We start from the raw sequence: 22,359 nt of genomic DNA, 5'->3' as shown, positions 1-22,359 counted from the left end.
GGGCACGCGGGTAATGTGAGGGCCTGCCCGCCGCTTCTCGTTTCCCTGGAGGTTCCCGCCTGATGGCCCAGTCGGTGGGTATCAAGGACGTCGCCCGTGCCGCCGGAGTCTCCGTCGGCACGGTCTCGAACGTGATCAACCGCCCCGACACGGTCGCCTCCGAGACCCGGGCGCGCGTGCAGTCCGCCATCGACCGGCTCGGCTACGTCCGCAGCGAATCCGCGCGTCAGCTGCGGGCGGGGCGCAGCCGGATCATGGGGCTGCTCGTCCTCGACATGGGCAACCCGTTCTTCGTGGACGTGGCGCGCGGCGCCGAGCGCGCCGCGCGGGACGCCGGCCTCGGCGTGATGGTCTGCAACAGCGCGCAGAGCTCGAGCGAGGAGGCCGACTATCTGTCGCTCTTCGCCGAGCAGCGGGTGCGCGGGGTGCTGCTGACGCCCACCGACGCGAGCGGGCGAAACATCGAGGCCTTCCGCCGCAACGGCATCCCGTTCGTGCTGGTCGACCGGGTCGCCGAGGGCACCACCGAGTGCTCGGTGTCGGTCGACGACGTGGCGGGCGGCGCGCTGGCCGTACGGCATCTCGTGGACGCCGGTCACCGTTCCATCGCGTACGTCAGCGGGCCGCCCGGGCTGAACCAGGTGCGCGACCGCCGGACCGGCGCCCTGAACGCGCTGGCCGAGGCGGGGCTCGGCCCGGACTGCCTGCGCGAGCTGCCCACCGAGCGCCTCGACGTGGCCGCGGGACGCGACGCCGGCGCCCGGCTGCTTGGCCTCGCCGAGCGGCCCACCGCCGTCTTCTGTGCCAACGACCTGCTCGCGCTCGGCGTCCTGCAGGCCATGTATGCGGCCGGGGTCGGCGTCCCCGACGACCTCGCCATCGTCGGATACGACGACATCGAGTTCGCGGCCGCCGCGGCCGTCCCGCTCACTTCCGTACGCCAGCCCGCGGTGACCATGGGCGCCCTCGCCGCCGAGCTGCTCCTGGAGGAGATCGAGACGGAGACCGCGCCCACGCCGCACGAGCACCGGCGGCTCGTGCTCCAGCCGGAGTTGGTGGTGCGCCGCTCCAGTCTGTCGCCGCGCTGAGCGGCAGTTCAGTTCCTGTCGACCGCAGGGCTGAGCCGCTGTTCAGTAGGATTTCTTGATCCCCGGGCCCCGCAGCCTGCGGAACATGTGCTCAACTGGGACGCAGCCTGGAATCCGTTCGTCTCGGGAGCCCTGTTGACCGTCAGTTACCGCCAGCCCGGTGTCGTCCTCACCGACCACCGTTTCACCGTGCCCCTCGACCACGACGACCCGGCGGGGGAGAGCATCGAGCTGTTCGCCCGCGAGGTCGTCGCGAGCGACAAGGCGCACCAGGACCTCCCCTGGCTGGTCTACCTCCAAGGCGGCCCCGGCTTCGGCGCCAACCGCTTCGTCGGCAAGCAGGCCTGGCTCGGGCGCGCCCTGAAGGACTTCCGGGTGCTGCTCCTCGACCAGCGCGGCACCGGCCACTCCTCCCCGGCCAACCGGCAGACCCTGCCGCTGCGCGGCGGCCCACGCGCCCAGGCCGACTACCTCGCGCACTTCCGCGCCGACTCCATCGTCCGCGACTGCGAGGCCATCCGCCCCCGGCTCACCGGCGGCGCCCCCTGGACCGTACTCGGCCAGAGCTTCGGCGGCTTCTGTACCGTGCAGTACCTGTCCACCGCCCCCGAGGGGCTGCGCGCCGCCGTCATCACGGGTGGCCTGCCCTCCCTCGACGCGCACGCGGACGACGTCTACCGGGCCGCGTACCCCCGCATCGAGCGCAAGGTCGCCGCGCACTACGCGCGCTACCCGCAGGACGTCGAACGGGCGCGCCAGATCGCGGAGTACGTCCTCCAGCACGAGCCGGTCCTGAACGGCGGCTACCGGCTGACCGTCGAGGCCTTCCAGTCCCTCGGCATCGTCCTCGGCGGCAGCGAGGGGAGCCACCGTCTGCACTACCTCCTGGAGGAGGCCTTCGTCCGCACCCCGCAGGGCCCGGCCCTCTCCGACGCCTTCCAGGAGGACGTCCAGAGCCTCCTCTCGTACGCGGGCCACCCCCTGTACGCGCTCGTCCACGAGGCCTGCTACGCCCAGGACGACCGGCCCACCGCCTGGTCCGCCGAGCGGGTGCGCGCCGAGTTCCCGCAGTTCGACGCTGCCAAGACGCTCACGGAGGAGGGGCCGCTGCTGTTCACCGGCGAGTCCGTGCACCCCTGGACGTTCGAGACCGACCCGGCCCTTCGCCCCCTGCGCGAGACCGCCGAGGAACTGGCCGCCCGCACCGACTGGCCGCCGCTGTACGACCCCGCCCGCCTCGCCGCCAACGAGGTGCCCGTCGCCGCGGCGGTCTACCACGACGACATGTACGTCGACGCCGAGCACTCCCTGCGCACCGCGCGCGCCATCCGGGGTCTGCGCACCTGGGTGACGGACGAGTTCGAGCACGACGGCGTACGGGCCGGCGGGCCGCGCGTCCTGGACCGGTTGCTGGCGCTGACGCGCGACGAGGTCTGAGTTCTCCGAGGCCCCCTAGAATCCTGACGGACCGTCAGAATCCTTGGGGGTACGGATGATCGACACCACGCGTACGGACATCCCGGAGGGTGAGGAGCGGCTGCGCCTCGACGTCGAGGACGGCATCGGCGTCCTCACCCTCTGCCGCCCGGCCAAGCTCAATGCCTGGAGCTGGGAGTCCACGCGCCAACTCGGCCTGTTCGCCGACCGGATCCGCTTCGACGAGTCGATCCGGGTGGTCCTGCTGCGGGCCGAGGGGCGGGCCTTCTGCGCGGGGATCGACGTCACGGCGCCGGGCGGCACGATCACGGGCCGGTCCGGCGCGGAGCGCGCCCGCAACTACTACGAGGGCATCCGCTGGGCCCATGAACGGTTCGCCGCCTTCGCGCGGCTGCCCCAGCCGGTCATCGCCGCGATACGGGGCTACTGCCTCGGCTTCGGGTTCGAGCTCGCGCTGATGGCGGACGTCCGGATCGCGGCCGACGACGCGGTGTTCGCGCTGCCGGAGGCGCAGCTCGGAGTCGCGGTCGACACGGGCGGTGATCTTCGCATCGCGCGCGAGGCGGGCGCGGGATGGGCGAAACTGCTCGCGCTGACGGGCCGCCGCCTGGACGCGGCCTCGGCCGAGCGCCTCCACCTCGTCCAACTCGTCACCGCACCCGACGAGTTGGACAAGACAGCCCGTGCCGTCGCCGCCGAGATCGCGGCGAACGCGCCCCTCGCCGTACAGGGCATCAAGCACGACATCGACACGTACGCCGACGCCGGGCTCGCCGCCGCCCTCGACCGCACGGCCATGTCGGCCGCGCTCACCCTGACCTCGGACGACGCGCGCGAGGGATACGGGGCGAAGGGCGCCCGCCGCGTGCCCCGCTTCGAGGGGAAGTGACCGGCATGTTTTGATCGGTCACTGTTCTGCACCACGGAGGATGGGGGACCGATGCACGACAGCGAACTCCTCGCGGACCGGTTCGAAGAGCACCGCGGCCACCTGAGAGCGGTGGCATACCGGATGCTCGGCTCGCTTAGCGAGGCGGACGACGCCGTCCAGGAGGCCTGGCTGAAGCTCAGCCGCACCGACGCCGACGAGGTCAGAAACCTCGGCGGCTGGCTGACCACCGTGGTCGGCCGGGTGTGCCTGGACATGCTGCGCTCCCGCGCGTCGCGCCGCGAGGAGCCCATGGACACCTTCGTCCCCGACCCGGTCGTCAGTCCCCTGGAGCGGATCGACCCCGAGCAGGAAGTGCTGCTGGCCGACTCCGTCGGGCTTGCCCTCCTCGTGGTCCTGGAGACGCTGGAGCCCGCCGAGCGGCTCGCGTTCGTGCTGCACGACATGTTCGCGGTGCCCTTCGACGACATCGCGCCGATCGTGGGCCGCTCCTCGGCCGCGACCCGCCAGCTCGCCAGCCGGGCCCGCCGCCGGGTGCAGGGAGCCGCTCCGGAGCCCGAGCGCGACGTCACCCGGCAGAAGAAGGTCCTCGACGCCTTCCTCGCGGCCTCGCGCGCCGGAGACTTCGAGGCCCTCCTCTCCGTCCTCGACCCCGACGTCGTCCTGCGCGCCGACTCGGGCCCGCTGGTCGGCGGCGCCGCCGCGTCCAAGCTGGTCCGTGGTGCGACGGCGGTGGCCCAACAGGCGCTCACGTTCGCGCGGTTCGCGGCGTCCTCGCGGCTCGTGCGGATCAACGGCGAGGTGGGCGTGGTCGCGACGATCGACGGGCAGCCGCTGTCGGTCATGGCCGTCACCGTCGCCGACGGGAAGATCGTCGCCCTGCACATCCTGGCCGACCCCGAGCGGCTCGCACGGCTCGACCTCGGGGAGTCGGGCCACTGACGGTCAGCCGGTGAAGGGCCCCCGCCCCAGCTGGTCGCGCACCGGCACCACCGGCGGGCTGACGAGCCCCCTGCGCTGCCAGTTCGCACCGTCCACCACCAGTGTGTGGCCGGTGATGAAACGGGCGTAGGGGGACGCCAGGAAGGTGGCGGCCCAGCCGAGTTCACGCGGCGCGCCGACCCGGAGGGCGGGCTGGCGCGCGTCGTGCGCGTCGGCCCGGGCCAGCTGTCCGCGGATGTCCTCGGTCATGTCCTCGTGCGGCATCAGCCCCGGCACCAGGCCGTTGACCTGGATCCCGTACGGCCCCCACTCCACCGCCAGCGTCCGGACAAGGCACTGCACCCCGGCCTTGGCCGCCGCGCTGTGCGCGAAACCGGGGCCGCCCGTCCAGGCGTACGACGCACCGACGTCGATGACCGAACCGGGCGTGCCCGCGGCGAGGTGACGGCGGCCGAACTCGCGGGTCATCAGAAACGTCCCGGTGAGCGTGATGTCCACGACCGCCCGCCAGGCGTTCGGGGACATGTCCTCGGCGGGGACCGGGAAGTTCGCGGCCGCGCTGTTGACCAGGACGTCAGGCAGTGGGCATGCGGCGAACACCTCGGCGATGCGCTCCGCGTCCCGTACGTCGCACACGGCGGTGGTCACTCGCGTGCCCAGTGCCGCCAACTCCTTGTGTGCGGACCGCAGATGCTCCTCCCCGCGACTGACGATCACCAGATCGGCGCCCAGGCGGGCGAACTCCGCCGCGATCGCCTTTCCGAGGCCCGTGCCGCCGCCGGTGACCATCACCAGCGAGCCGTCGTACGTGCCGGGCGGCAGCGCGCTCGCTCCCGGCGGGGGAGGGGCGGGGAGACCGGGCAGACCGGGGAGGGGCGCGTCATCCATGCCGCCTCGATACCCCGGGCGCCTCCAAACCTCCAGGGGCAGCGGGGTGCGGTGAGGAGTTTTTCGCCCCCTCCGCTCCTGCCCGTCCCTTACCTGGGGCTCCGCCCCAGACTCCGCTCCTCCAACGCGGGAGGGGCTGAAATGTCGGACGGTCCTCAGGCCTTCGGCTGGGTGAAGCGGATGCTGTTGCCGAAGGGGTCGCGGAGGCCGCAGTCGATTCCGTACGGGCGATCGGTGGGTTCCTCGGTGAATTCGACGCCCCGGCCCAGCAGCGTCTCGTATGTCTTGCGGCAGTCGTCCGTGCTGAAGATGAGGTGGCCACCCGTCGCGCCCTTGGTCAACAGCTCGCGGACCTGCTGCGCCGTCTCCTCGGACATCGCCGGAGGGCCCGGCTTCTCCAGCAGGATCTGGCGCTCCGGGTGACCGGGGACGCTGACGGTGAGCCAGCGCATGAAGCCCAGGTCGACGTCGGCGTTGACCTCCAGGCCGAGCTTGCCGACGTAGAAGTCGAGGGCCTCGTCCTGGTCGAGGACGTAGATCTGTGAATGCGTGATGGCGTTGAACATGTGCATCACGCTACCGAGCACTCCGCACGAAAACTTATCCAAAACTGCTCCATCGGCGGACGGTACCCGCAGGGCGGACCGTCAGGCACTCGGCCGCGTCCACGCCATCGTGAAGCACGTCGGTACGGCCGTGGCCGCCGCTTCCTTGCGGTACGTCCTCGGTGACCGGCCGACGATGTCGCGGAACGTGCGGCTGAAAGTTCCCGGGCTGCCGAAGCCGACTTGGAAGCAGATGTCCGTGACACTGCGGTCGGTCTCCCGCAGCAGGAACATCGCACGCTCGACCCGGCGGCGCTGCAGGTAACGGTGCGGCGTCTCGCCGAACGTGGCCCGGAAGGTGCGCGTGAAGTGCGCCTCCGACACATGGGCGATCCGGGCCAGGGCCGGGACGTCCAGCGGCTGCGCGTAGGCGCGGTCCATGGCGTCCCGTGCCCGCAGCATGCGGCGGTTGCTCTCTTCTGCGGCGCGGCTCACGGCGCCATCAGACCATGGTTCTCCGCCGACCGTGACTGATCCGGTGACCGATCCGCTGCGCGTCCGGCGAGGCACCCACGACCCAGGGGGCTCGGCCCTCCGTCAGCCCCTGGACCAGGGGGTCCGTCCCGGTCTCAGTAGGCTGGGCGTCATGCGAGAAGACAGCGGAACAGCCCAGGACAGACGCCTCGAGCTGCGCGGCGACTGCGGTTCGTGCTTCGGGCTGTGCTGTGTCGCGCTGCCCTTCGCGCGTTCCGCGGACTTCGCCCTCGACAAGGACGCGGGGAAGCCCTGCCCGAACCTGGAGACCGACTTCCGGTGCGGCATCCACACGCGGCTGCGGCAGAAGGGCTTCACGGGCTGCACGGTGTACGACTGCTTCGGCGCCGGGCAGAAGGTCTCCCAGGTCACCTTCGGCGGTGAGGACTGGCGCTCGGGGTCGCGGGAGCGCGCCCGGCAGATGTTCGACGTGTTCCCGGTCGTCCGCCAGCTCCACGAACTGCTCTGGTACCTCAACGAGGCCTTGACGCTTCCCGCCGCCCGTTCGGTGCACGCCGACGTCCGGCGCGCGCTCGACACGACGGACCGGCTCACCCGCCAAACCCCGGAAGAACTCGCGAAGTTGGACGTGGCCGCGCACCGCCAGGACGTCAATGTGCTGTTGCTGCGGACCAGTGAACTCGTGCGCGCGGGAGCCGCCGGCCGCGGAAAGAAGGGCCGCCCCAAGGACCGCCGCGGCGCCGACTTGATGGGCGCCCGTCTCAAGGGAGCCGACCTGCGCGGCGCCAATCTGCGCGGCGCCTACCTCATCGCCGCCGACCTGACCGGCGCCGACCTGCGCGACGCGGACCTGATCGGTGCCGATCTGCGCGACACCGACCTGACGGACGCCGATCTGACCGGCGCGTTCTTCCTGACCCAGCCGCAGCTGAACGCGGCCCGCGGCAGCGCCGGCACCAGGCTGCCGGAGTCAGTCAGCCGCCCGGGCCACTGGGCGGGCCGGCACTGAATCCGGTGTGGGCGCACGGCGTTCGAGGTGCAGCCGCAGCCCCTCCGGCATCAGCGTGAGCCGCTCGGCCACCCGCAGTCGGTAGTCCGGGTCGGCCCGCAGCTCGTAGCGGCGCAGCAGCAGCCCGAGGACCAGCGTCGCCTCGTGCAACGCGAACTGGCGGCCGATACAGGCCCGCGCCCCGGTGCCGAACGGCTTGAAGGTGTGCGCGGGCCGGGCCCGTACCGCCTTCGCGTCGAAGCGGTCCGGGTCGAACTTCTCGGCGTCGGGGCCCCACACCTCGGGATCGCGGTGCAGCATCGCGGTCAGGACCAGCGCCCACGCGCCCTGCCGCATCGGGTGGACACCGCCCAGCACCGTGTCCTGCCGGGCCTCGCGGGCGAAGGCCGGCGCCGTCGGCCACAGCCGCAGCGACTCGTCGAGGACCCGGCGGACGTAGCGCAGCTTGGCGACCTGGTCGTAGCCGGGCCGGTCCGTGTCGCCCCAGACGCGGTCCACCTCCGCCCGGGCGCGGGCGGCGACGTCCGGGTGCTGGGACAGGTAGTGCAGCGCGAAGGAGAGCGCGCCGGACGTGGTCTCGTGGCCCGCGATCAGGAAGGTGATGACCTGCCGGCGGATGTTCTCCGGCGCCAGCCGTTCCCCGGTCTCCGGGTGCGCTGTCTCCAGCATCCGGTCGAGCAGGTCCCCTTCCCCGCTCGCGGATCGGCGGGCCTCCACCACCGCGTCGACCGTGCGATTGAGGTAGGCCATGTCCGCCTCGTTGCGACGGGCGACGCCGCGCATGAGCAGCGGAGCCAGCGGGGCGGGGACGACGTTGAGGCGCTGCGCGTACGTCAGGGTGCCCACCATCGCGTTCACGAAGGGATGCGGCCGGGCGCGCTCGAAGGAACCGAAGTCATGGCCGAAGCCGGTCCGGGCGATCGTCTCCAGCGTCAGCTTCGTCATGTCGCCGGGCACGTCCACGGGGCGTCCCGCCGCCTGCTCCCGGTCCCAGTGGTCCGTCAGCCGCTCGGTCACGGCCAGCATCATCGGGTGGTAGCCCTCCATCGCCTCGCGGCTGAAGCCGGGCGCCAGGACGTCGTGCGCCAGCTGCCAGTTGGGCTCGTGGTTGTAGGCCGTGAACAGGCCGTCTCCGGCCACCGGCCGGAGATTGGCGACACCCAGGCCCACATGCTTGGCGAACCGCGACTCGTCCGCCAGCTCGGCCGCGAGCTCCGCACCCCAGACGAAGACGATCTCCTTGCCGAAGGCCTTGCGCCGGAAGATCGGCCCGAGCCGGCGGCCGAAGCGCATCGAGTCCTGTACGGGCGAACGGACGTTGGCGCCGAGCACATCGCCGATCAGCGGGACGCGGCGCGGCGGATGCGGAATGCGGTGCAGCTCCGGCCAGCCCAGCTCCGCGCTGCGGAACCCCTTGGGCAGTGCGGCCCCCGTCGTCTCCGCCATGACGCCATCTCCTTCGTGCCTGGGGCAGATCGAATCTGTTGTACGCGGGTTCAATAACGGATTTCAGTCTCGTCCCGTTGTTGAACCGACGTCAAGTAAAGTGCGGGCATGGCCGGGAAACAGGGGGAGCGCCCGCGTCGGCGGCTCAGCACCGAGGAGCGCCGGGAGCAGCTGCTGTCGGTCGGGGCCTGTCTGTTCTCGGAGAGCCCGTACGACGACGTGTGGATCGAGCAGGTCGCCGAGATCGCCGGAGTCTCGCGCGGCCTCCTATACCACTACTTCCCGACGAAACGGGACTTCTTCGCGGCCGTCGTCGAGCGCGAGAGCAAGCGGATGCTGCGGATGACCGCGGCCGTGCCCGGAATTCCGGTGCGGGAGCAACTCGGCGCCGGCCTCGACACCTTCCTCGGGTACGTGGAGGAGCACGCGCACGGCTTCCGCGCCTTCCACCGTGCCGACGCGGCGGGCGACCAGGCCGTACGCAAGGTCTATCAGCAGGCGCTGGCCGCGCAGGAGCGGCAGATCATCGAGGCGCTCGCCGCGGACCCGGAGCTCGGCTGGGCGCCGGAGGACCGTCCCGAACTCCGGATCGCCGTGCGCGGATGGCTGGCGTTCACCACGGCCGTGTGCCTGGAATGGCTCAGAGGGGCAGAGCTGACCCGCGAGCAGGTGCGCGATCTGTGCGCGCGGGCGCTGCTCGGTGCGATCACTCCCTGAGTCGGCCCCCTCCGGCCGGGCCGCTTCCCGAACCGCGTGCTCACAGGATGGCGAGGCGTGGTTGGCGTACACCCGGATCTTCGATAGGTTAGGCAAGCCTTACCTAAGGAGGAATCTGATGGGTGACCGTCACACCTGGACGGCCGCGCCCGCCGCGGCGGAACGCGCCCGCTCGGTACTCGCCGCGGCCTGGTCCTGCGCGGTGACCGCTGAGGGCGGCCGGGAGGAGTTCGTCGGCGCGCACACCGTCGCCGCGGACGGCCGGGTGCTCCTGCACGTACCGGAGGACAGTGCACTGCTCGCGGCCGCGATCTGCGCGCCGCGCGGCGAGCCGTCCGCCGTCCTCGAGTTCGCCGATGTCGCGCCCGTCCCGCTGCGCAACCGGATCCGCGCCCGGCTGTGGCTCGCCGGCTGGTTCGTCCCCGAGGACGGACACCTGGCGTTCCGGCCGACGCGCGCGGTGCTGCGCAGGCCGTCCGGGACGGTCGTGCTCGACCTCGACGAGTTCGCGGACGCCCAGCCCGACCCCCTCGCGACGGCCGAGGCCACCCTGTTGACCCACCTCGCCGACGCCCACCCGGACGCGGTCGAACGGCTCACCCGCCTCGTCGAACCGGACAGCCTGCACGGCGCGGTCCGCGTCCAGCCGCTCGCCGTCGACCGCCACGGACTCACCCTGCGCATCGAGCGGGCGCGCGGCAACGGCGACGTGCGCCTGCCCTTCCACGCACCCGCCGACGACGTCTCCGCGCTCACGGAGCGCATGCACGTCCTGCTCACACAGGCGAGCTCCACCGCCTGCCCCCGCGCGCTACAGCGGCAGCGCACAGACGGCGACGGGTGAGGCGAACGGCTCGCCCGCGAGCCGGAGTTCACCGCTCGTGTCGTCCACGTGGAAGACGCTGACCGTGCTCGACTTCTGGTTGGCGGCGAACAGCAGCCGCCCGTCCGGCGAGAACGCGATCTGGCGCGGGAAGTCGCCGCCCACCGGCACGGTGTCCAGGAGCCTGAGGCGGGCTCCGTCCGCCTCGATGGCGTAGCGCGTCAGGCTGTTGTGGCCGCGGTTGGCGAGATAGGCGTACGACCCGTTCGACGTCACCAGGATCTGTGCCGGGTAACTCGTGCCCCCGCCCGTGCCCGTGGACTGCGGATCGCCCGGCGTGAGCCGACCGGTGGCCGGGTCGTAGCCGCAGACCACGACGGTGTTGTCGACCTCGTTGGCGAGATAGGCGTAGCGGCCACCGGGGTGGAAGGTGAGATGGCGCGGGCCCGCGCCCGGCCGCGTCTGCGCCTGGGAGACCTCGGTGAGCGTGCCCTTGGACTGGTCGAGGCGGTAGGTGTACACGGTGTCGGTCCCCAGGTCGACGGCGAGCACGTGGCCGCCGTCGGGGCTCGTGATGAACTGGTGGGCGTGCGGGCCCTGTTGGCCCGGACCGGGCGCCGGACTGGAGTGCGTGACCAGGTCGCTGCGCTCGCCGAGCGCGCCCGAGGCCTCGATGGGGTGCACGGCCACGCTGCCCGAGCCGTAGTTGGCGCTCAGCAGCCAGCGCCCGCTCGGATGTACGGACAGGTGGCAGGGGCCTCCGCCGCCGGTGCCGCGCGTGCCGAGCACCTTGTTCTTCGGGAGCCGTACGGCCGTCACCCCGCCCTCCTCCCGCTCATTGACGGCGTAGAGCGTCCGGCCGTCCGGATGCAGTGCGAGATGCGACGGGTCGCCGACGCCCGTGATGGTGCCGGCAGTGGTGATGCGGCCCGTCGCGGGGTCGTAGGTGGCGAGGCCGATCCCGGTGCCGCCGCCGTCGACCGACGTGTACGTGCCGAGGAACAGCGGGCGGGGTCCGGAGCGGTGGGTGGGGGACGGCGAGGATCCCGCGGTCGGTGCGGTCGGTGCGGTCGGTGATGCCGGTGTCGTCGTGGCCGCCGCGGGGTCCGCCCTGGGGGCGGCCGGTGCCGGGACCGTCGTCACCACGGCGGCACCCGCCAGCGCGCCGACGAAGCGGCGCCTGGTCCAGCCGCCGCCCGAGCCTCGCGCCGGTTCTGCACCACTGCTCATGCCTGCACCTCGGGTGTCGGTTGCCTCAGCTGTGAGAGCCACCTTGGCGTGCGACACCCGTGGAGTGCAAGAACGGCAACAGTCGTTGCACACACTGCAACGACCTGTTGTCGATGAACAGTCGCCCGTGGTCGACTACCAGTCGCCGTCCTCGACCGGCTTGCCCGGCGCGTCCCCCAGCGGCTTCACCTGGTGGGGCGAGGGCTGCTGCCAGGGCTCGTGGTCGTCGCCGATCCAGTCGCCGACCGGCTGCACCGAACCCAGCGTGTCCGTCGGGGCCAGGTCGGTGGCGTCCTGGTCGTAGTAGTCGAACCACGGGAGGCCGGCCCGAGTGTAGGCAGCGCGGTCCACCGGGGACGGCGGGGGCGCCTCGCCGGTGATGCGACGCCACTCCGGAGGTGTCACGAGATGGACGAACACGCGTCCGGCCGGCTCCTTGGCCCAGGCCTTCAGCGGCCGGTCGTCCCGGTAGACCTCCTGACGCATGGAGCCGCCGACGCCGAGGCCCATCGCGGGGGCACTCCTCGGGCGGCTCGCCGGAGCACCCGCGGGCGCCGGTGCGGCGCCCGGTGCGGCGGGCGCGGCCATGGGGAACGCCGCGCCGTACCCACCGGCCGGCAGGGGCATGTCCCTGATCGCCTCCGCCCTGCGGCGCTCGGCCTCGCGCCACGCGGCCAGCTCCGTGTCATTGAGCGGGAACGACTGCAGCTGTACGCCGCCCCACACCTCCTCGCCGGTGACCTGGCCCTCGACGGTGGCGCCCAGGCCCAGGGGCACCGCCACGAACTGCCGGACGGTCCCCTTCCCGGAGTTGATCCCGTCGAGCCATGGCTGGCGCGGCAGCACCACATAGTTCTGCGGGTCCCGGGTGAGCCGGGAACTCCACGGCTTGCCGGAGACCGCGCACACCTTGCCCACGCCGACCTGCAGGGCAGCCGGCTCCGACGTCCCGGCGAAACTCAGCCACATGGCCTCCCGCAGATACACCGGCAGCATCACACCGCCGCGCGCCCGCCATGCGGCGGGCACGGTGTCCGCGTAGTCCTCGACCCGGCGGATCGGGAACTCGCCGAGCCCCGGGGGCAGCGCGTGCGTGCCCTTCTCGGGCAGCCGCAGGGTCCGCATGAACCGCACCTGCACCCCGCCCGGCAGTCGCAGTGTGTTCCCGTCGATCCGCACGGTGCCCTCGGTCATCCGCCCGCCCCCTCGTCGTATCGCTTCTCCGACGCCACACGCTTCGTCGGCGTCGTACCGCTACGTCACGTAGAACGACGAGAAGCAGCGGGGCGGTTCCGCTTCCGGCGCAGTGGCGGCGGGAGGCGCAGGTGGCGCCGCAGGCGGGTGAGGTGCGGGCGGCGCTCGCGCTCCTCCTGGGTGCAGCGGTCCAGCTCCTCCAGGAGCCGGTGGGTGCGGTGCTCGGTGTCGAGCTCGTCGATGAGGCGGTTGACCTCGGTCAGGACGGCGCCGTGCAGTTGCCACAGGCCGGCGTCCCGCTGGACCTCTTCGAGGAAGAGCTGGGCCAGCTTGTCGCGGGTGGCGGCCGCCGTGGTGAGTTCCGCGCTGAGCCGGGCCTCCGCCGAGGCGGCGCTGCGGCTCACATCGGTGGTGACCAGGACGGCGAAGCTGACGATGGCGTCGGCGACCTCGGACAGCAGCTGCTCCAGGGCGGCCCCGGCCTGCGGCTCGAACAGCGGCTGCGGTTCGCGCTCCTTGGCGAGATCGGTGAGGCTGCGCGCGAGGACGCGCAGAACCACCGTGCAGATCTCCAGCGTGTCGAGCCCGGTGCGCAGCACGACCCGGTGCAGCAGTCCCTCACGGACGCGCGGGTTGAGCTTCAGGCTGTCCTCGGCCTGCCGCAGCGCCGCGTCCACCTCGATGATGTCGTGGTCGAGGCGGCGTGCCTCGTGCAGCCGCTCGGCCGCCAGCTGGAAGGGGGTGCGGCCGGCGGCCTCCTCGCCGATCCGCAGCATCAACTGCCGCATCCGGCGTGCCAGGTCCTCGATGGACTCCCCGGCCTCGCTCACCCAGACCGGAGGCGGGAACACGAGGTTGGCGCCGAGTCCCACGACCGCCCCGATCAGCGTTTCCACCACTCGGGCCCACGCCGTGTCGCCCACCCTGGTGACGCCGAGGACCAGCATCGCGCTGATCGCCACCTCGGGCACGAACTCGTCGACCCGTACGAAATGCCCGACCACCAGCGAGGCCAGGATGATCAAGGCCAGGCTCCACCAGGTCAGCCCCACGAGACTGCTGAAGCCGATGGCGATGACGACACCGGCCACCACGGAGTTCACACGCCGGACACCGGTGGTGATCGTGGCGTACAGGGTGACCTGCACGACCAGCAGCGCGGTCAGGGGCGCGGTGAGGGGCGCGGGCTCGGGGCTGAGATGCAGGGCGACGACGTACGCGATCGTCGCGGCAGCCGTCGACCTCAGGGTCTGCACGACCACGGGCTCCCGGCGTCGCTTCACGAGCTGGGCGACCGATGTCGCCCACTCCTCACGTACCTCTCGCATCCTTGGGCTTTTCCCGTTCCACAGGTGTACCGAACGTTGTCCTTGAGGACTGTATCTGTCCGCAAGCGAGCCTAGATTGTTGTCCATCAGCCGGGCACCAGGAGGGGACCAGGATGAGCAACGTCGAGGGCATCGAACTGTTGACGCGGGCGCACACCTACCTGCGCGAGGTGGTCGCGGCCGTTCCGGAGGGGGCGTGGGGTGCGGCTACGCCGTGCGGTGAGTGGACGGTACGCCAGGTCCTCAACCATGCGCGACTCGATCAGCAGGCGTATGGTGCCGCGATCACCGGCGCGGGGTGGCCCGACTCCGACCCCTTCCGGCCCGCCGACGCGCTGGACGCCGACGCCGGGGCGGCGCTCGACAAGGTGCTGCGGGACGTCGCGGACACCTACGCGCCCTTGCCCGCCGACGCGGAGGAGGTGGCGACCCCGCTGGGACCGCTGCCGATGCGACTGGCCGCCGCCGCGGGCGCCATGGACGCGGCCGTGCACGCCTGGGACATCGCCGTCGCGACGGGCCAGGACGCGCCGCTGGACGAGGAGTTGGCCGACGGCATCTGGGCCGCGGCGGAGCGGCTCGCCGATCATTTGCGGGACTCGTTCGGGGTGTTCGCCGCCGCGCGCGAGGTGCCCGAGGGCTCGAGCCGGGCCGAGACGCTGCTCGCGTTCCTCGGCCGCGACCCGCACTGGACGCCCGCCGCGTCCTGAAGCCGGCGCGCCGGGAGTCGAGGGGAAACCACAGCGCCTGCCGCGAGGCTTTCCCCAGCCCCGGTGGGAGGCCTGACCGGTGGTCCGGGCGAGCCACGCACGGGCGCCTTGGATCATGAAATGGCACCGGTCTGGATATGCCTTAGCCCTGTTTCCACCCGAAGCCGCGCCCGGCAACGGCGCGGCAGGTGGGAATCGCCCTCCCTTAGGCGGGCGAGGATGTGAACCCAAGAATGCGGCCGTCCTCGGATTCCAGCTCACCAACCTGCAGATCCACGGCTACGACCCCCGAGAGGACCTGGGCGAGCCGGCCGACCGGGTCGCGGCCGGCAGGTACCGCGTATCGGTCGAGACCGTGCTCCCGCTGGACCAGGCGCGCGCGGCCCACGAGGGCCCGGAGCGACGCGACAACCGGGGCAAGATGTGCTCGTCGTCGGGGAGAACTGACGCCGACGGCGCCAAGGCGGGCCCCTGGCTCACGCGGCATGCTCACCGCATGAGTTTGTCCAGGAAGGCGGACAGGTTGCCCACGGTGCGGGCGATCTGCTGCTCCATGGTGAGGCTCTCCTCGAAGCGGCTCCCGGACTCGGGGACCTTCTTGCCTCGTACGTAAAGGGAACAGGCGAGGTCGCCGCACATATAGACGCCGACCGAGTTGCCCTCGCGGCCGGCCGCGCCCGCCTTGCGGGCCGTCATCAGCGAGACCCCGTTGCCCGGGTGGGTCGTCAGGCACAGCGAGCACATGCTGCGGTGCAGGAAGCCGCGTTGGGAGGAGGGGAAGCGCAGGGTGATGCCGACGAGACCCTCGTCCCGCTCGGTGACGAGATAGCTGCGGTCGGGCGCTCCGGGATCTCGCCAGCCCAGGAAGTCCAGGTCGTCCCAGGGGCGTTCGTCGAGGTCGCGAGGTATCGCCAGGCGCTTGGCCTCACCCTTGGAGCAGTTGATAAATGAGTTGCGGATGTCCTGCTCGGTGAGTGATCTCATGGGGGGAGTTCTCCTGGGGCATCGATGCGTGAAACCTAGGGGTACTAGGTTTTGCCCTAAGCTACATAGCCTCATGGGGGAGATCCAGTGGATTTCGGGAACGGCCGCACACCACAGGAGCGGGCACTGCGTCACGTCGCGGCCCGCTCGTGCGGCCCGGCGGTCGATCCCGCAATGCGCGTGACCCTGAACTTCCACCCCGACCGGCTCGTACGTGGGCTCCCGATCCTGCAGGCGCTGGCCCAGGACGGCACGTACCGCTCGCAGTTCGTCACGGGCGCGAGCAACGGCGGGCTGACCGCACACCCCGGCGGTGATCGCTGGCGCTGGGAGAGCCGGATCTTCGGCGCAGCGTACGACGCCGCGCCCGCGCACGAGCGCCCCGTGTACGGCGGGCTGAACTTCCGCGGCCAACTCGTCGGCGCATCACCCCGGTTCGGCTCCTCGCACTTCCGCATGACGGGCGCGGCACTGCGGCGCGCCACCTTCTGCTACCCCGACAGCGCCGCCGAGCCGTCCGCGTTCGGAGTGGCGGCCGGCATGTCCCTCATCGCGCTGGCCGAGGCGGACGACCGCGACGCCCTCGACGACTACATCGAGGCGCATGTGCACGGCCGGGTCGTCCTGGCCCGGGACATGGAGGCCCTGGTCCTCGACGCCTCATACCGTGGCACACCCGTCGAGGCCGCGGCCCTGCGGCTGCCGTGCCCGGTGGAGTGGCATCCCGGATACCGGCTCTCCGTCGAGGAGTTGCGCCGCCACCCCGACTTTCGCGGTCCGGAGTTCGTCGAGCTCGGCGCGCGGATCGCCGAGGGCGGATACCTCGACCCACGGATCATCGGGGACGCGGCACGTACGGGACGGTACGCACCGCAGGACCTGAAGATGGTGTGGCACTGCCTCGCCCGCTTCGGCGCCCCTCAGGGCGCGGGCACGGCAGTGGGTGGCCATACGCTCGGCCTCAGCACCCCCACCGGCTAGGCATTGGCAGCGCCCCAGCGCTCGGACAGCCGCCGCAGGTGACAGGTGACGCCGTCCACGGTCGGCCCGTCTCCCGGGCGGCCTGCGCCGTTGTCGCGCCCCGGCGAGCAGCGCCAGGATGCGGGCGGGCCTCGGCGGCGCCGACGGTCGGGGCGGACGGCTCGATGCTGCCGGGGCATTCGCCGCCCGCGCGGGAGTATGGCCAGCAGGGCGGTGGACGCCTCGACGCTGTCGCTGACGGGGTCCGCGGTCAGCTCACCGTGGCGCCGCACCCCCGTCGGCCGCGTCCCAGCGCGCCGAGATCGGGCACCGGGAGCGGTGGTGCAGCCGCAGCGCCTGGGCGATCCGCTCCACCTGCATCGCCTCCTGCGGCCGGAACAGGTCGAGCACGTTCCGGCCCCGCAGCCGGCCCGGCGCTTCGCCCCACTCCGCCGCCATCGCGGGACGCGGGTGGACGCCGCGGCGGGCCGCGACGGCGCGCGGCGGGTCTCCTCTCCCCGAGGTGCCCGCGAGAGTAAGGAGAGGCGCCTGGGGAGCGCGATGTTCGCGGGTCAACATCCTTCCGGGGAACGGCATTTGTCCCCATTACGAGTCGGCCACGAACCCTGCGCACACTCTGGTCGGACTCTCGATACCTCCCCACAATGACGGGCCACCCGAAGCGTTCTTGGGGGCACCATGCACGCCAGAGCCGCACTACTCACCGCCGCCCTCGTCGCCGCCGCGCTCACCGCCTGCTCCGACAACAGCCAGGGCCACGCCGAACGCGCCCCGCACGCGACGGCCGGCAAGGAGACCCGGACCCAGCAGACGCCCGACTGCGGGCCCGACTCCACGCTGTCGCAGTCCGACTGGATCGACCAGTGCGGCGACGCCGCCACGCCCACCGACAACCAGCCCGACACCGAGCTCGCCGTCGGCGACGCGTTCACCTACGACGACGGGGTGAAGATCACCGTCACGAGCATCCGGAAGCTCATCCGCTTCGGCGAGTGGGACTCGCGGCCGGACGCCGACCAGACCGCGTACCGCGTCACCTGGACCGTGGACAACGCCACCAAGCGTCCGTTCGACCTCGAGAACGTGTACGAGCAGGAGCAAGGCGCCAGCAACGGCGGCGAGGTCGACACCCTCTCGGTCGACAACGGATCGCGCACGATGACGGGCCGCATCGCGCCAGGCAAGACCGGCACCTTCACCAACGAGGGCGCGATCGACAAGACCTACGGCACCGACCTGGTCATCACCTTCAGCCGCAGTGACATCGGGGAGGACATGCTCGCCGAGGACCCGCACTGGACCGGCGGCATCAAGTGAGCCGGAGGTACGTCCCGTGTCCCGCAGGCGCACGCCGACGTGTGGGCCGCCGGATAAGGAGTGCAGGCCGGTGGGCCCACCTGGCAGAGTGGGTCCACCGGCGACAAGGGGGACTGCGGTGGACACCTGGGAGCGGGCGCGGTGGGTTCTCGAGACGGCGGGGCTGCCGCCCGAGGGCCTCGTGGACTGCCGGGCGTTGTCGGGCGGGACGTACAACACGGTCGAGGAGCTACGACTCGGCGACGGCACCCGGTACGTCCTGAAGAGCCCTCCGTCGGCCACCACCCCCGGCCTGAGCCACGAGCGGGAACTCCTTGTGTCGGAGGCGGAGTTCTACCGGGCGGCCGCGGCGGTCGGCGTACCCGCGCCCGAAGTGGTCACGGCAGGCGAGCGCCACCTCCTGATGACCCACTGCCCGGGCAGCCCGTGGGGTGACCTGGAACCTGGTGAACAGGGGTCTCTGCGCGGGGAGTTGGGTCATCTCGTGGCCCGCCTCCACAGCGTGACCGGCCCCGGCTTCGGCTATCCCTCCGGTGCCCTCGGTCCCCTCGCCCCCGACTGGCGGACCGCCTTCACCACCATGTACGACGCCGTCCTGGACGACGCCCGCCGCTACGACGCCTGGCTGCCCCGCCCCGCGGACGAGGTGGCCCGCACGGCGAAGACCGCGTACGACGCCCTGGACGAGGTCACCGTCCCCCGCCTCGTCCACTTCGACCTGTGGCGGGGCAACATCCTGGTGGACCACGCGCCGGCGGCACCCCGGATCGGCGGTCTGATCGACGGCGAGCGCATGTTCTGGGGCGACCCCCTGGCCGACTTCGTCTCCCTGGCCCTGCTCGGCGACATCAAGCGGGACGAGGATTTCCTGACGGGCTATCAAGGGGCGGGTGGACGGTCCGAGTTCGACTCCTCGGCCCGACAGCGCCTCGCCCTCTATCGCAGCTACCTCTACCTGATCATGCTCGTCGAGACGGTGCCCCGCGCATACGGCGCCGAACAGGTCGCCTGGGTGCGCGAGGCGGTGGCCCCGGAACTGCTCGCCGCCCTCGACGAACTCGGCTAACGCCTGCCCCGGCAAATCAGGGCCTATGCCGCGCTGCGCCCCCTCCCGCCGTGCGCCCGGATGATGTCCGCGTACCGGTGGCCGCTCCCCTTGATCGTGCGCTTCTGTGTCGTGTAGTCGACGTGCACGAGCCCGAAGCGCTTGTCGTAGCCGTACGCCCACTCGAAGTTGTCGAGCAGCGACCAGGCGAAGTAGCCGGCGAGCGGCGCGCCCTTGCGGACCGCCGACGCGCAGGCCGCGAGGTGCTGTTCGAGATAGGCGGTGCGCTCGGGGTCGTCGACGGTCCCGTCGGGGCGTACGACGTCGGGATAGGCGGAGCCGTTCTCCGTGACGTACAGCTTGCGGGCGCCGTAGTCCTCCGTCAGGCGGAGCAGGAGGCTCTCGATGCCGGCGGCGTCGACCTCCCAGTCCATGCCGGTGCGGGGGACGCCGAGTCGGCGGACCGTGCGGACGCGGGGCGCCGGTCCGGTCGGGTCGTCGGCGACGGTGGAGGGGAAGTAGTAGTTGAGGCCCAGCCAGTCCAGTGGCTCGGCGATGGTCTCCAAGTCGCCGGGCAGCTCCGGGAGTTCGACTCCGTACACCTCGCGCATGTCCGCCGGGAAGCCGCGGCCGTGGACCGGGTCGAGCCACCAGCGGTTGGTGTGACCGTCCAGCCGGTGGGCCGCCGCGATGTCCTCGGGGCGGTCGGTGGCGGCCTCGACGCTGGACAGGTTGTTGACGATGCCGACCTGTGCGCCCGGTACGGCGGCGCGGACCGCCTGGGCGGCCAGGCCGTGGCCGAGGAGCAGGTGGTAGGAGGCGCGGACCGCGGCCGTGAGGTCGGTCAGGCCCGGCGCCATCCGGCCCTCCAGATGGCCGATCCAGGCCGAGCACAGCGGCTCGTTGAGGGTGGTCCAGTGCTGGACGCGGTCGCCCAGCCGCTCCGCGACGACGGCCGCGTACGAGGCGAAGTGGTGCGCCGTGTCGCGGACCGGCCAGCCGCCCCGGTCCTGGAGCACCTGCGGCAGATCCCAGTGGTAGAGCGTGACGGAGGGCGTGATGCCCGCCTCCAGCAGGCCGTCGATCAACGCGTCGTAGAAGTCCAGCCCCTTGGCGTTGACCGGACCGTCGCCGCCGGGCACCACGCGGGGCCAGGCGATGGACAACCGGTAGGCGTTGGCGCCGAGTTGCCGCATCAGCCCGATGTCCTCGCGCCAGCGGTGGTAGTGGTCGCAGGCATGGTCCCCGTCGTCGCCGTTGTCGATCTTGCCGGGGGTGTACGAGAAGGTGTCCCAGATCGACGGTGAACGGCCGTCCTCCGCCACGGCTCCCTCGATCTGGTATGCCGATGTGGCCGTGCCCCACAGGAAGTCGTGCGGGAGTGCGGCGAGGTCGATGCTCACAGAAGTCCTCTCAGAATCAAGGGAGTTGGTCACTTGACGGCCCCGGCCGTCAGTCCGGCGACCAGATAGCGCTGCAGGAGCAGGAAGCCCGCGACCACGGGCACGCTGACGACGAGTGAGGCGGCCATGATCTGGTTCCAGTAGACGTCGTTGAGCGTGGAGTAGCCCTGCAGTCCGACGGCGAGTGTGCGGGTGGTGTCGTTGGTCATCACCGACGCGAACAGCACCTCGCCCCACGCGGTCATGAAGGCGTAGACGGCGACCGCGACGATGCCGGGGATCGCGGCCGGCACGACGACCCGGAACAGCGCGCCGAGCGGTCCGCAGCCGTCCACCAGCGCCGCCTCGTCCAGGTCGCGCGGCACCGAGTCGAAGTACCCGATGAGCATCCAGATCGAGAACGGGAGGGAGAAGGTCAGGTACGTCAGGATCAGCCCGCCGCGTGAGCCGAACAGGGCGATGCCGGTGGCGTTGCCGATGTTGACGTAGATCAGGAACAGCGGCAGCAGGAAGAGGATGCCGGGGAACATCTGCGTGGACAGCACGGTGACCGTGAAGACGCGCTTGCCCCGGAATTGGTAGCGGCTGACGGCGTAGGCGGAGAAGACCGCGATCACCACCGAGCAGACCGTCGCGGCGCCCGCCACGATCAGCGAGTTCACGAAGTACTTCGCGAGCGGGACCGTCGACCAGATGTCGATGTACGGGCGGATGGTCAGGCCGCTCGGCAGCCAGCGGAACTTCCCCGAGACGTCCGCGAGCGGCTTCAGCGAACTGGAGACCATGACGTAGACCGGCACCAGGACGAACCCGGTGAGCAGGGTCAAGAAGATCCGCCGGGACCAGAGGAAGGACCGGGGCGGGGCCATCGGGGAAACCACGGACCTAGGCATCGGCGGCCCTCCGTCCGCGTGAGGTGAGCACGAGGTAGACGCCCGTCACAATCAGCAGGAAGAGCAGCAGCAGGACGGACATGGCGGAGCCGCTGCCGAAGTTCCAGGTGACGAACGAGGCTTGGTAGATGTGCACCGAGATGAGGTCCGCGGCCTCCGGAGCCGTCTTGCCGAACAGGACGTACGGCGTGTTGAAGTCGTTGAACGTCCACAGGAACAGGACCAGGATCAGCACCTGGTTGACCGGGCGCAGCGACGGCAGCGTGATGCGGCGGATCCGTTGCCACATCCCGGCCCCGTCGAGGGCGGCCGCCTCGTACAGCTCGCCCGGGATGTTCTGCAGCCCTGCCATGACGATGAGGAAGGCGAACGGCCAGCCCTTCCACACGGACACGGTGAGCAGCGCGATGAAGCTGTTGTCGCCGATGAGCCAGAAGGACGGCTTGTCGGTGAGGTGCAGCTGGTCGTGCAGGACGTGGTTCACGAGGCCGTTGTCGTGCTGGAACATGAAGACCCAAGTGATGACGGCCGCGTACACGGGCAGCGCGTACGGGACGAGGAACAGGGCGCGCAGCAGGCCCCGGCCGCGGAAGGTGTCCTGCATATAGATCGCCGCCGCGGTGCCGATCAGCCAGCACAGGCCGACCGACAGCAGGGTGAAGCCCACGGTGACGAGGAACGAGTGGAGCAGCGCCTCGCCGACGGGCGCGTCGAAGTCCACCGACACCTTGTAGTTGTCGAGGCCGGACCAGGGCGCGGTGCCCCAGTCGCGGATGTAGAACTGCGTGAGCTCCTTGAAGCTCATCACGATGCCGATCACCATCGGCACGAGGTGGACCAGGAGCTCGAGGATCAGCGCGGGCAGAAGCAGCAGGTACGGCAGTCCGATGCGGCGGATCCGCCCGGTGCGGCGGCGACGCGGGTCGCGCGCCGCCGCCGCACCGGGTGAGCCCTTGCCCACCGGCTTACCGACGTCAACGGTGGTGGTCATCGTG

Annotated in this window: 22 protein-coding genes and 2 pseudogenes; 12 read left to right on the top strand and 12 right to left on the bottom strand. The window is 71.4% G+C overall.

All coding sequences use genetic code 11. The features are described from left to right. Nucleotides 1-62: 62 nt before the first annotated feature. The 4 genes from ACFY0T_RS00860 (at nucleotide 63) to sigJ (ending at nucleotide 4,356) form a co-directional block, all read left to right on the top strand. On the top strand, nucleotides 63-1,088 hold the full coding sequence (locus ACFY0T_RS00860; RefSeq protein WP_388863463.1) for a LacI family DNA-binding transcriptional regulator: 1,026 nt from the start codon (nucleotides 63-65) through the stop codon (nucleotides 1,086-1,088). Between the two features lie 135 nt (nucleotides 1,089-1,223). Further along, complete coding sequence (locus ACFY0T_RS00855; RefSeq protein WP_388863461.1) at nucleotides 1,224-2,525, top strand: alpha/beta fold hydrolase; 1,302 nt, start codon at nucleotides 1,224-1,226, stop codon at nucleotides 2,523-2,525. Between the two features lie 55 nt (nucleotides 2,526-2,580). Continuing rightward, nucleotides 2,581-3,414 (top strand): enoyl-CoA hydratase/isomerase family protein, encoded by an 834-nt coding sequence (locus tag ACFY0T_RS00850; RefSeq protein WP_388863459.1) that lies wholly within the window; start codon nucleotides 2,581-2,583, stop codon nucleotides 3,412-3,414. A 51-nt stretch (nucleotides 3,415-3,465) separates the two neighbouring features. Then, nucleotides 3,466-4,356: an RNA polymerase sigma factor SigJ gene (gene sigJ, locus ACFY0T_RS00845; RefSeq protein WP_388863457.1), complete on the top strand. Its 891-nt coding sequence runs from the start codon at nucleotides 3,466-3,468 to the stop codon at nucleotides 4,354-4,356. A gap of 3 nt (nucleotides 4,357-4,359) precedes the next feature. Here sigJ and ACFY0T_RS00840 read toward each other — a convergent pair whose 3' ends face one another. The 3 genes from ACFY0T_RS00840 to ACFY0T_RS00830 form a co-directional block, all read right to left on the bottom strand. Next, entirely contained in the window at nucleotides 4,360-5,244 is an 885-nt protein-coding gene (locus tag ACFY0T_RS00840; protein WP_388863455.1) for an SDR family oxidoreductase, read from the bottom strand. A gap of 155 nt (nucleotides 5,245-5,399) precedes the next feature. Further along, the gene (locus ACFY0T_RS00835) at nucleotides 5,400-5,810 is read right to left on the bottom strand and encodes a VOC family protein (RefSeq protein WP_388863453.1); all 411 of its coding nucleotides are present in this window, start codon (nucleotides 5,808-5,810) and stop codon (nucleotides 5,400-5,402) included. A gap of 81 nt (nucleotides 5,811-5,891) precedes the next feature. Further along, nucleotides 5,892-6,284, bottom strand: coding sequence for a helix-turn-helix domain-containing protein (locus ACFY0T_RS00830; RefSeq protein ID WP_388863451.1), 393 nt, complete (start codon nucleotides 6,282-6,284; stop codon nucleotides 5,892-5,894). 151 nt (nucleotides 6,285-6,435) lie between these two features. Between ACFY0T_RS00830 and ACFY0T_RS00825 the strand changes: the two genes are divergently transcribed. Beyond that, complete coding sequence (locus ACFY0T_RS00825; RefSeq protein ID WP_388863449.1) at nucleotides 6,436-7,293, top strand: pentapeptide repeat-containing protein; 858 nt, start codon at nucleotides 6,436-6,438, stop codon at nucleotides 7,291-7,293. Here ACFY0T_RS00825 and ACFY0T_RS00820 read toward each other — a convergent pair. Beyond that, a complete protein-coding gene (locus ACFY0T_RS00820; RefSeq protein ID WP_388863447.1) occupies nucleotides 7,255-8,739 on the bottom strand; it encodes a cytochrome P450 in 1,485 nt (494 codons plus the stop codon). The two genes, ACFY0T_RS00825 and ACFY0T_RS00820, sit on opposite strands and share 39 nt — an antisense overlap. Before the next feature lie 108 nt (nucleotides 8,740-8,847). Between ACFY0T_RS00820 and ACFY0T_RS00815 the strand changes: the two genes are divergently transcribed. Further along, entirely contained in the window at nucleotides 8,848-9,456 is a 609-nt protein-coding gene (locus ACFY0T_RS00815; RefSeq protein ID WP_388863445.1) for a TetR/AcrR family transcriptional regulator, read from the top strand. A gap of 118 nt (nucleotides 9,457-9,574) precedes the next feature. Then, on the top strand, nucleotides 9,575-10,300 hold the full coding sequence (locus ACFY0T_RS00810) for a DUF2470 domain-containing protein (RefSeq protein ID WP_388863443.1): 726 nt from the start codon (nucleotides 9,575-9,577) through the stop codon (nucleotides 10,298-10,300). Here ACFY0T_RS00810 and ACFY0T_RS00805 read toward each other — a convergent pair. The 3 genes from ACFY0T_RS00805 to ACFY0T_RS00795 all read right to left on the bottom strand — a co-directional run bounded on the left by ACFY0T_RS00805 (nucleotide 10,268) and on the right by ACFY0T_RS00795 (nucleotide 14,031). Continuing rightward, entirely contained in the window at nucleotides 10,268-11,509 is a 1,242-nt protein-coding gene (locus ACFY0T_RS00805; RefSeq protein ID WP_388863441.1) for a lactonase family protein, read from the bottom strand. The genes ACFY0T_RS00810 and ACFY0T_RS00805 overlap by 33 nt on opposite strands. 135 nt (nucleotides 11,510-11,644) lie before the next feature. After that, nucleotides 11,645-12,703 carry a hypothetical protein gene (locus ACFY0T_RS00800; protein ID WP_388863439.1) on the bottom strand — a complete coding sequence of 353 codons (1,059 nt, stop codon included), beginning with the start codon at nucleotides 12,701-12,703 and terminating at the stop codon, nucleotides 11,645-11,647. Nucleotides 12,704-12,768: 65 nt separating this feature from the next. Continuing rightward, nucleotides 12,769-14,031, bottom strand: a complete 1,263-nt coding sequence (locus tag ACFY0T_RS00795) for an aromatic acid exporter family protein (protein WP_388863437.1) — start codon at nucleotides 14,029-14,031, stop codon at nucleotides 12,769-12,771. Between the two features lie 113 nt (nucleotides 14,032-14,144). On the opposite strand from ACFY0T_RS00795, the gene ACFY0T_RS00790 reads away from it, so the two are divergent. Together ACFY0T_RS00790 and ACFY0T_RS00785 are read left to right on the top strand one after the other, a co-directional pair. Then, nucleotides 14,145-14,741 (top strand): TIGR03086 family metal-binding protein, encoded by a 597-nt coding sequence (locus ACFY0T_RS00790; protein ID WP_388863435.1) that lies wholly within the window; start codon nucleotides 14,145-14,147, stop codon nucleotides 14,739-14,741. A gap of 115 nt (nucleotides 14,742-14,856) precedes the next feature. After that, a pseudogene (locus tag ACFY0T_RS00785) lies at nucleotides 14,857-15,153 on the top strand (hypothetical protein); the annotation flags it as partial. Nucleotides 15,154-15,230: 77 nt separating this feature from the next. Here ACFY0T_RS00785 and ACFY0T_RS00780 read toward each other — a convergent pair. After that, on the bottom strand, nucleotides 15,231-15,725 hold the full coding sequence (locus ACFY0T_RS00780; protein WP_388863433.1) for an FBP domain-containing protein: 495 nt from the start codon (nucleotides 15,723-15,725) through the stop codon (nucleotides 15,231-15,233). A 174-nt stretch (nucleotides 15,726-15,899) separates the two neighbouring features. Here ACFY0T_RS00780 and ACFY0T_RS00775 point away from each other — a divergent pair, with 174 nt between their 5' ends. Next, nucleotides 15,900-16,706 (top strand): DUF3626 domain-containing protein, encoded by an 807-nt coding sequence (locus ACFY0T_RS00775; protein WP_388864188.1) that lies wholly within the window; start codon nucleotides 15,900-15,902, stop codon nucleotides 16,704-16,706. Here ACFY0T_RS00775 and ACFY0T_RS00770 read toward each other — a convergent pair. Next, nucleotides 16,703-17,150: pseudogene (locus ACFY0T_RS00770) on the bottom strand (diguanylate cyclase); the annotation flags it as partial. The gene ACFY0T_RS00775 and the pseudogene ACFY0T_RS00770 overlap by 4 nt on opposite strands. A gap of 234 nt (nucleotides 17,151-17,384) precedes the next feature. Here ACFY0T_RS00770 and ACFY0T_RS00765 point away from each other — a divergent pair. Both ACFY0T_RS00765 and ACFY0T_RS00760 read left to right on the top strand, forming a co-directional pair. Further along, complete coding sequence (locus tag ACFY0T_RS00765) at nucleotides 17,385-18,023, top strand: hypothetical protein (RefSeq protein ID WP_388863431.1); 639 nt, start codon at nucleotides 17,385-17,387, stop codon at nucleotides 18,021-18,023. A gap of 118 nt (nucleotides 18,024-18,141) precedes the next feature. Then, complete coding sequence (locus ACFY0T_RS00760) at nucleotides 18,142-19,089, top strand: phosphotransferase family protein (protein WP_388863430.1); 948 nt, start codon at nucleotides 18,142-18,144, stop codon at nucleotides 19,087-19,089. Nucleotides 19,090-19,112: 23 nt separating this feature from the next. Here the strand turns inward: ACFY0T_RS00760 and ACFY0T_RS00755 are convergent, their stop codons facing one another. Genes ACFY0T_RS00755 through ACFY0T_RS00745 form a run of 3 tightly spaced genes read right to left on the bottom strand, consistent with a single transcriptional unit; the run spans nucleotide 19,113 to nucleotide 22,355 of the window. Continuing rightward, complete coding sequence (locus tag ACFY0T_RS00755) at nucleotides 19,113-20,471, bottom strand: GH1 family beta-glucosidase (protein WP_388863428.1); 1,359 nt, start codon at nucleotides 20,469-20,471, stop codon at nucleotides 19,113-19,115. 29 nt (nucleotides 20,472-20,500) lie between these two features. Continuing rightward, a complete protein-coding gene (locus ACFY0T_RS00750) occupies nucleotides 20,501-21,340 on the bottom strand; it encodes a carbohydrate ABC transporter permease (protein ID WP_388863426.1) in 840 nt (279 codons plus the stop codon). 16 nt (nucleotides 21,341-21,356) lie between these two features. Beyond that, on the bottom strand, nucleotides 21,357-22,355 hold the full coding sequence (locus tag ACFY0T_RS00745) for a carbohydrate ABC transporter permease (RefSeq protein WP_388863424.1): 999 nt from the start codon (nucleotides 22,353-22,355) through the stop codon (nucleotides 21,357-21,359). Nucleotides 22,356-22,359 lie beyond the last annotated feature (4 nt).

It is taken from the genome of Streptomyces sp. NPDC001530, from assembly GCF_042894545.1.
GTDB lineage: Bacteria > Actinomycetota > Actinomycetes > Streptomycetales > Streptomycetaceae > Streptomyces.
This window is presented reverse-complemented; position numbering and strand designations above follow the sequence as displayed.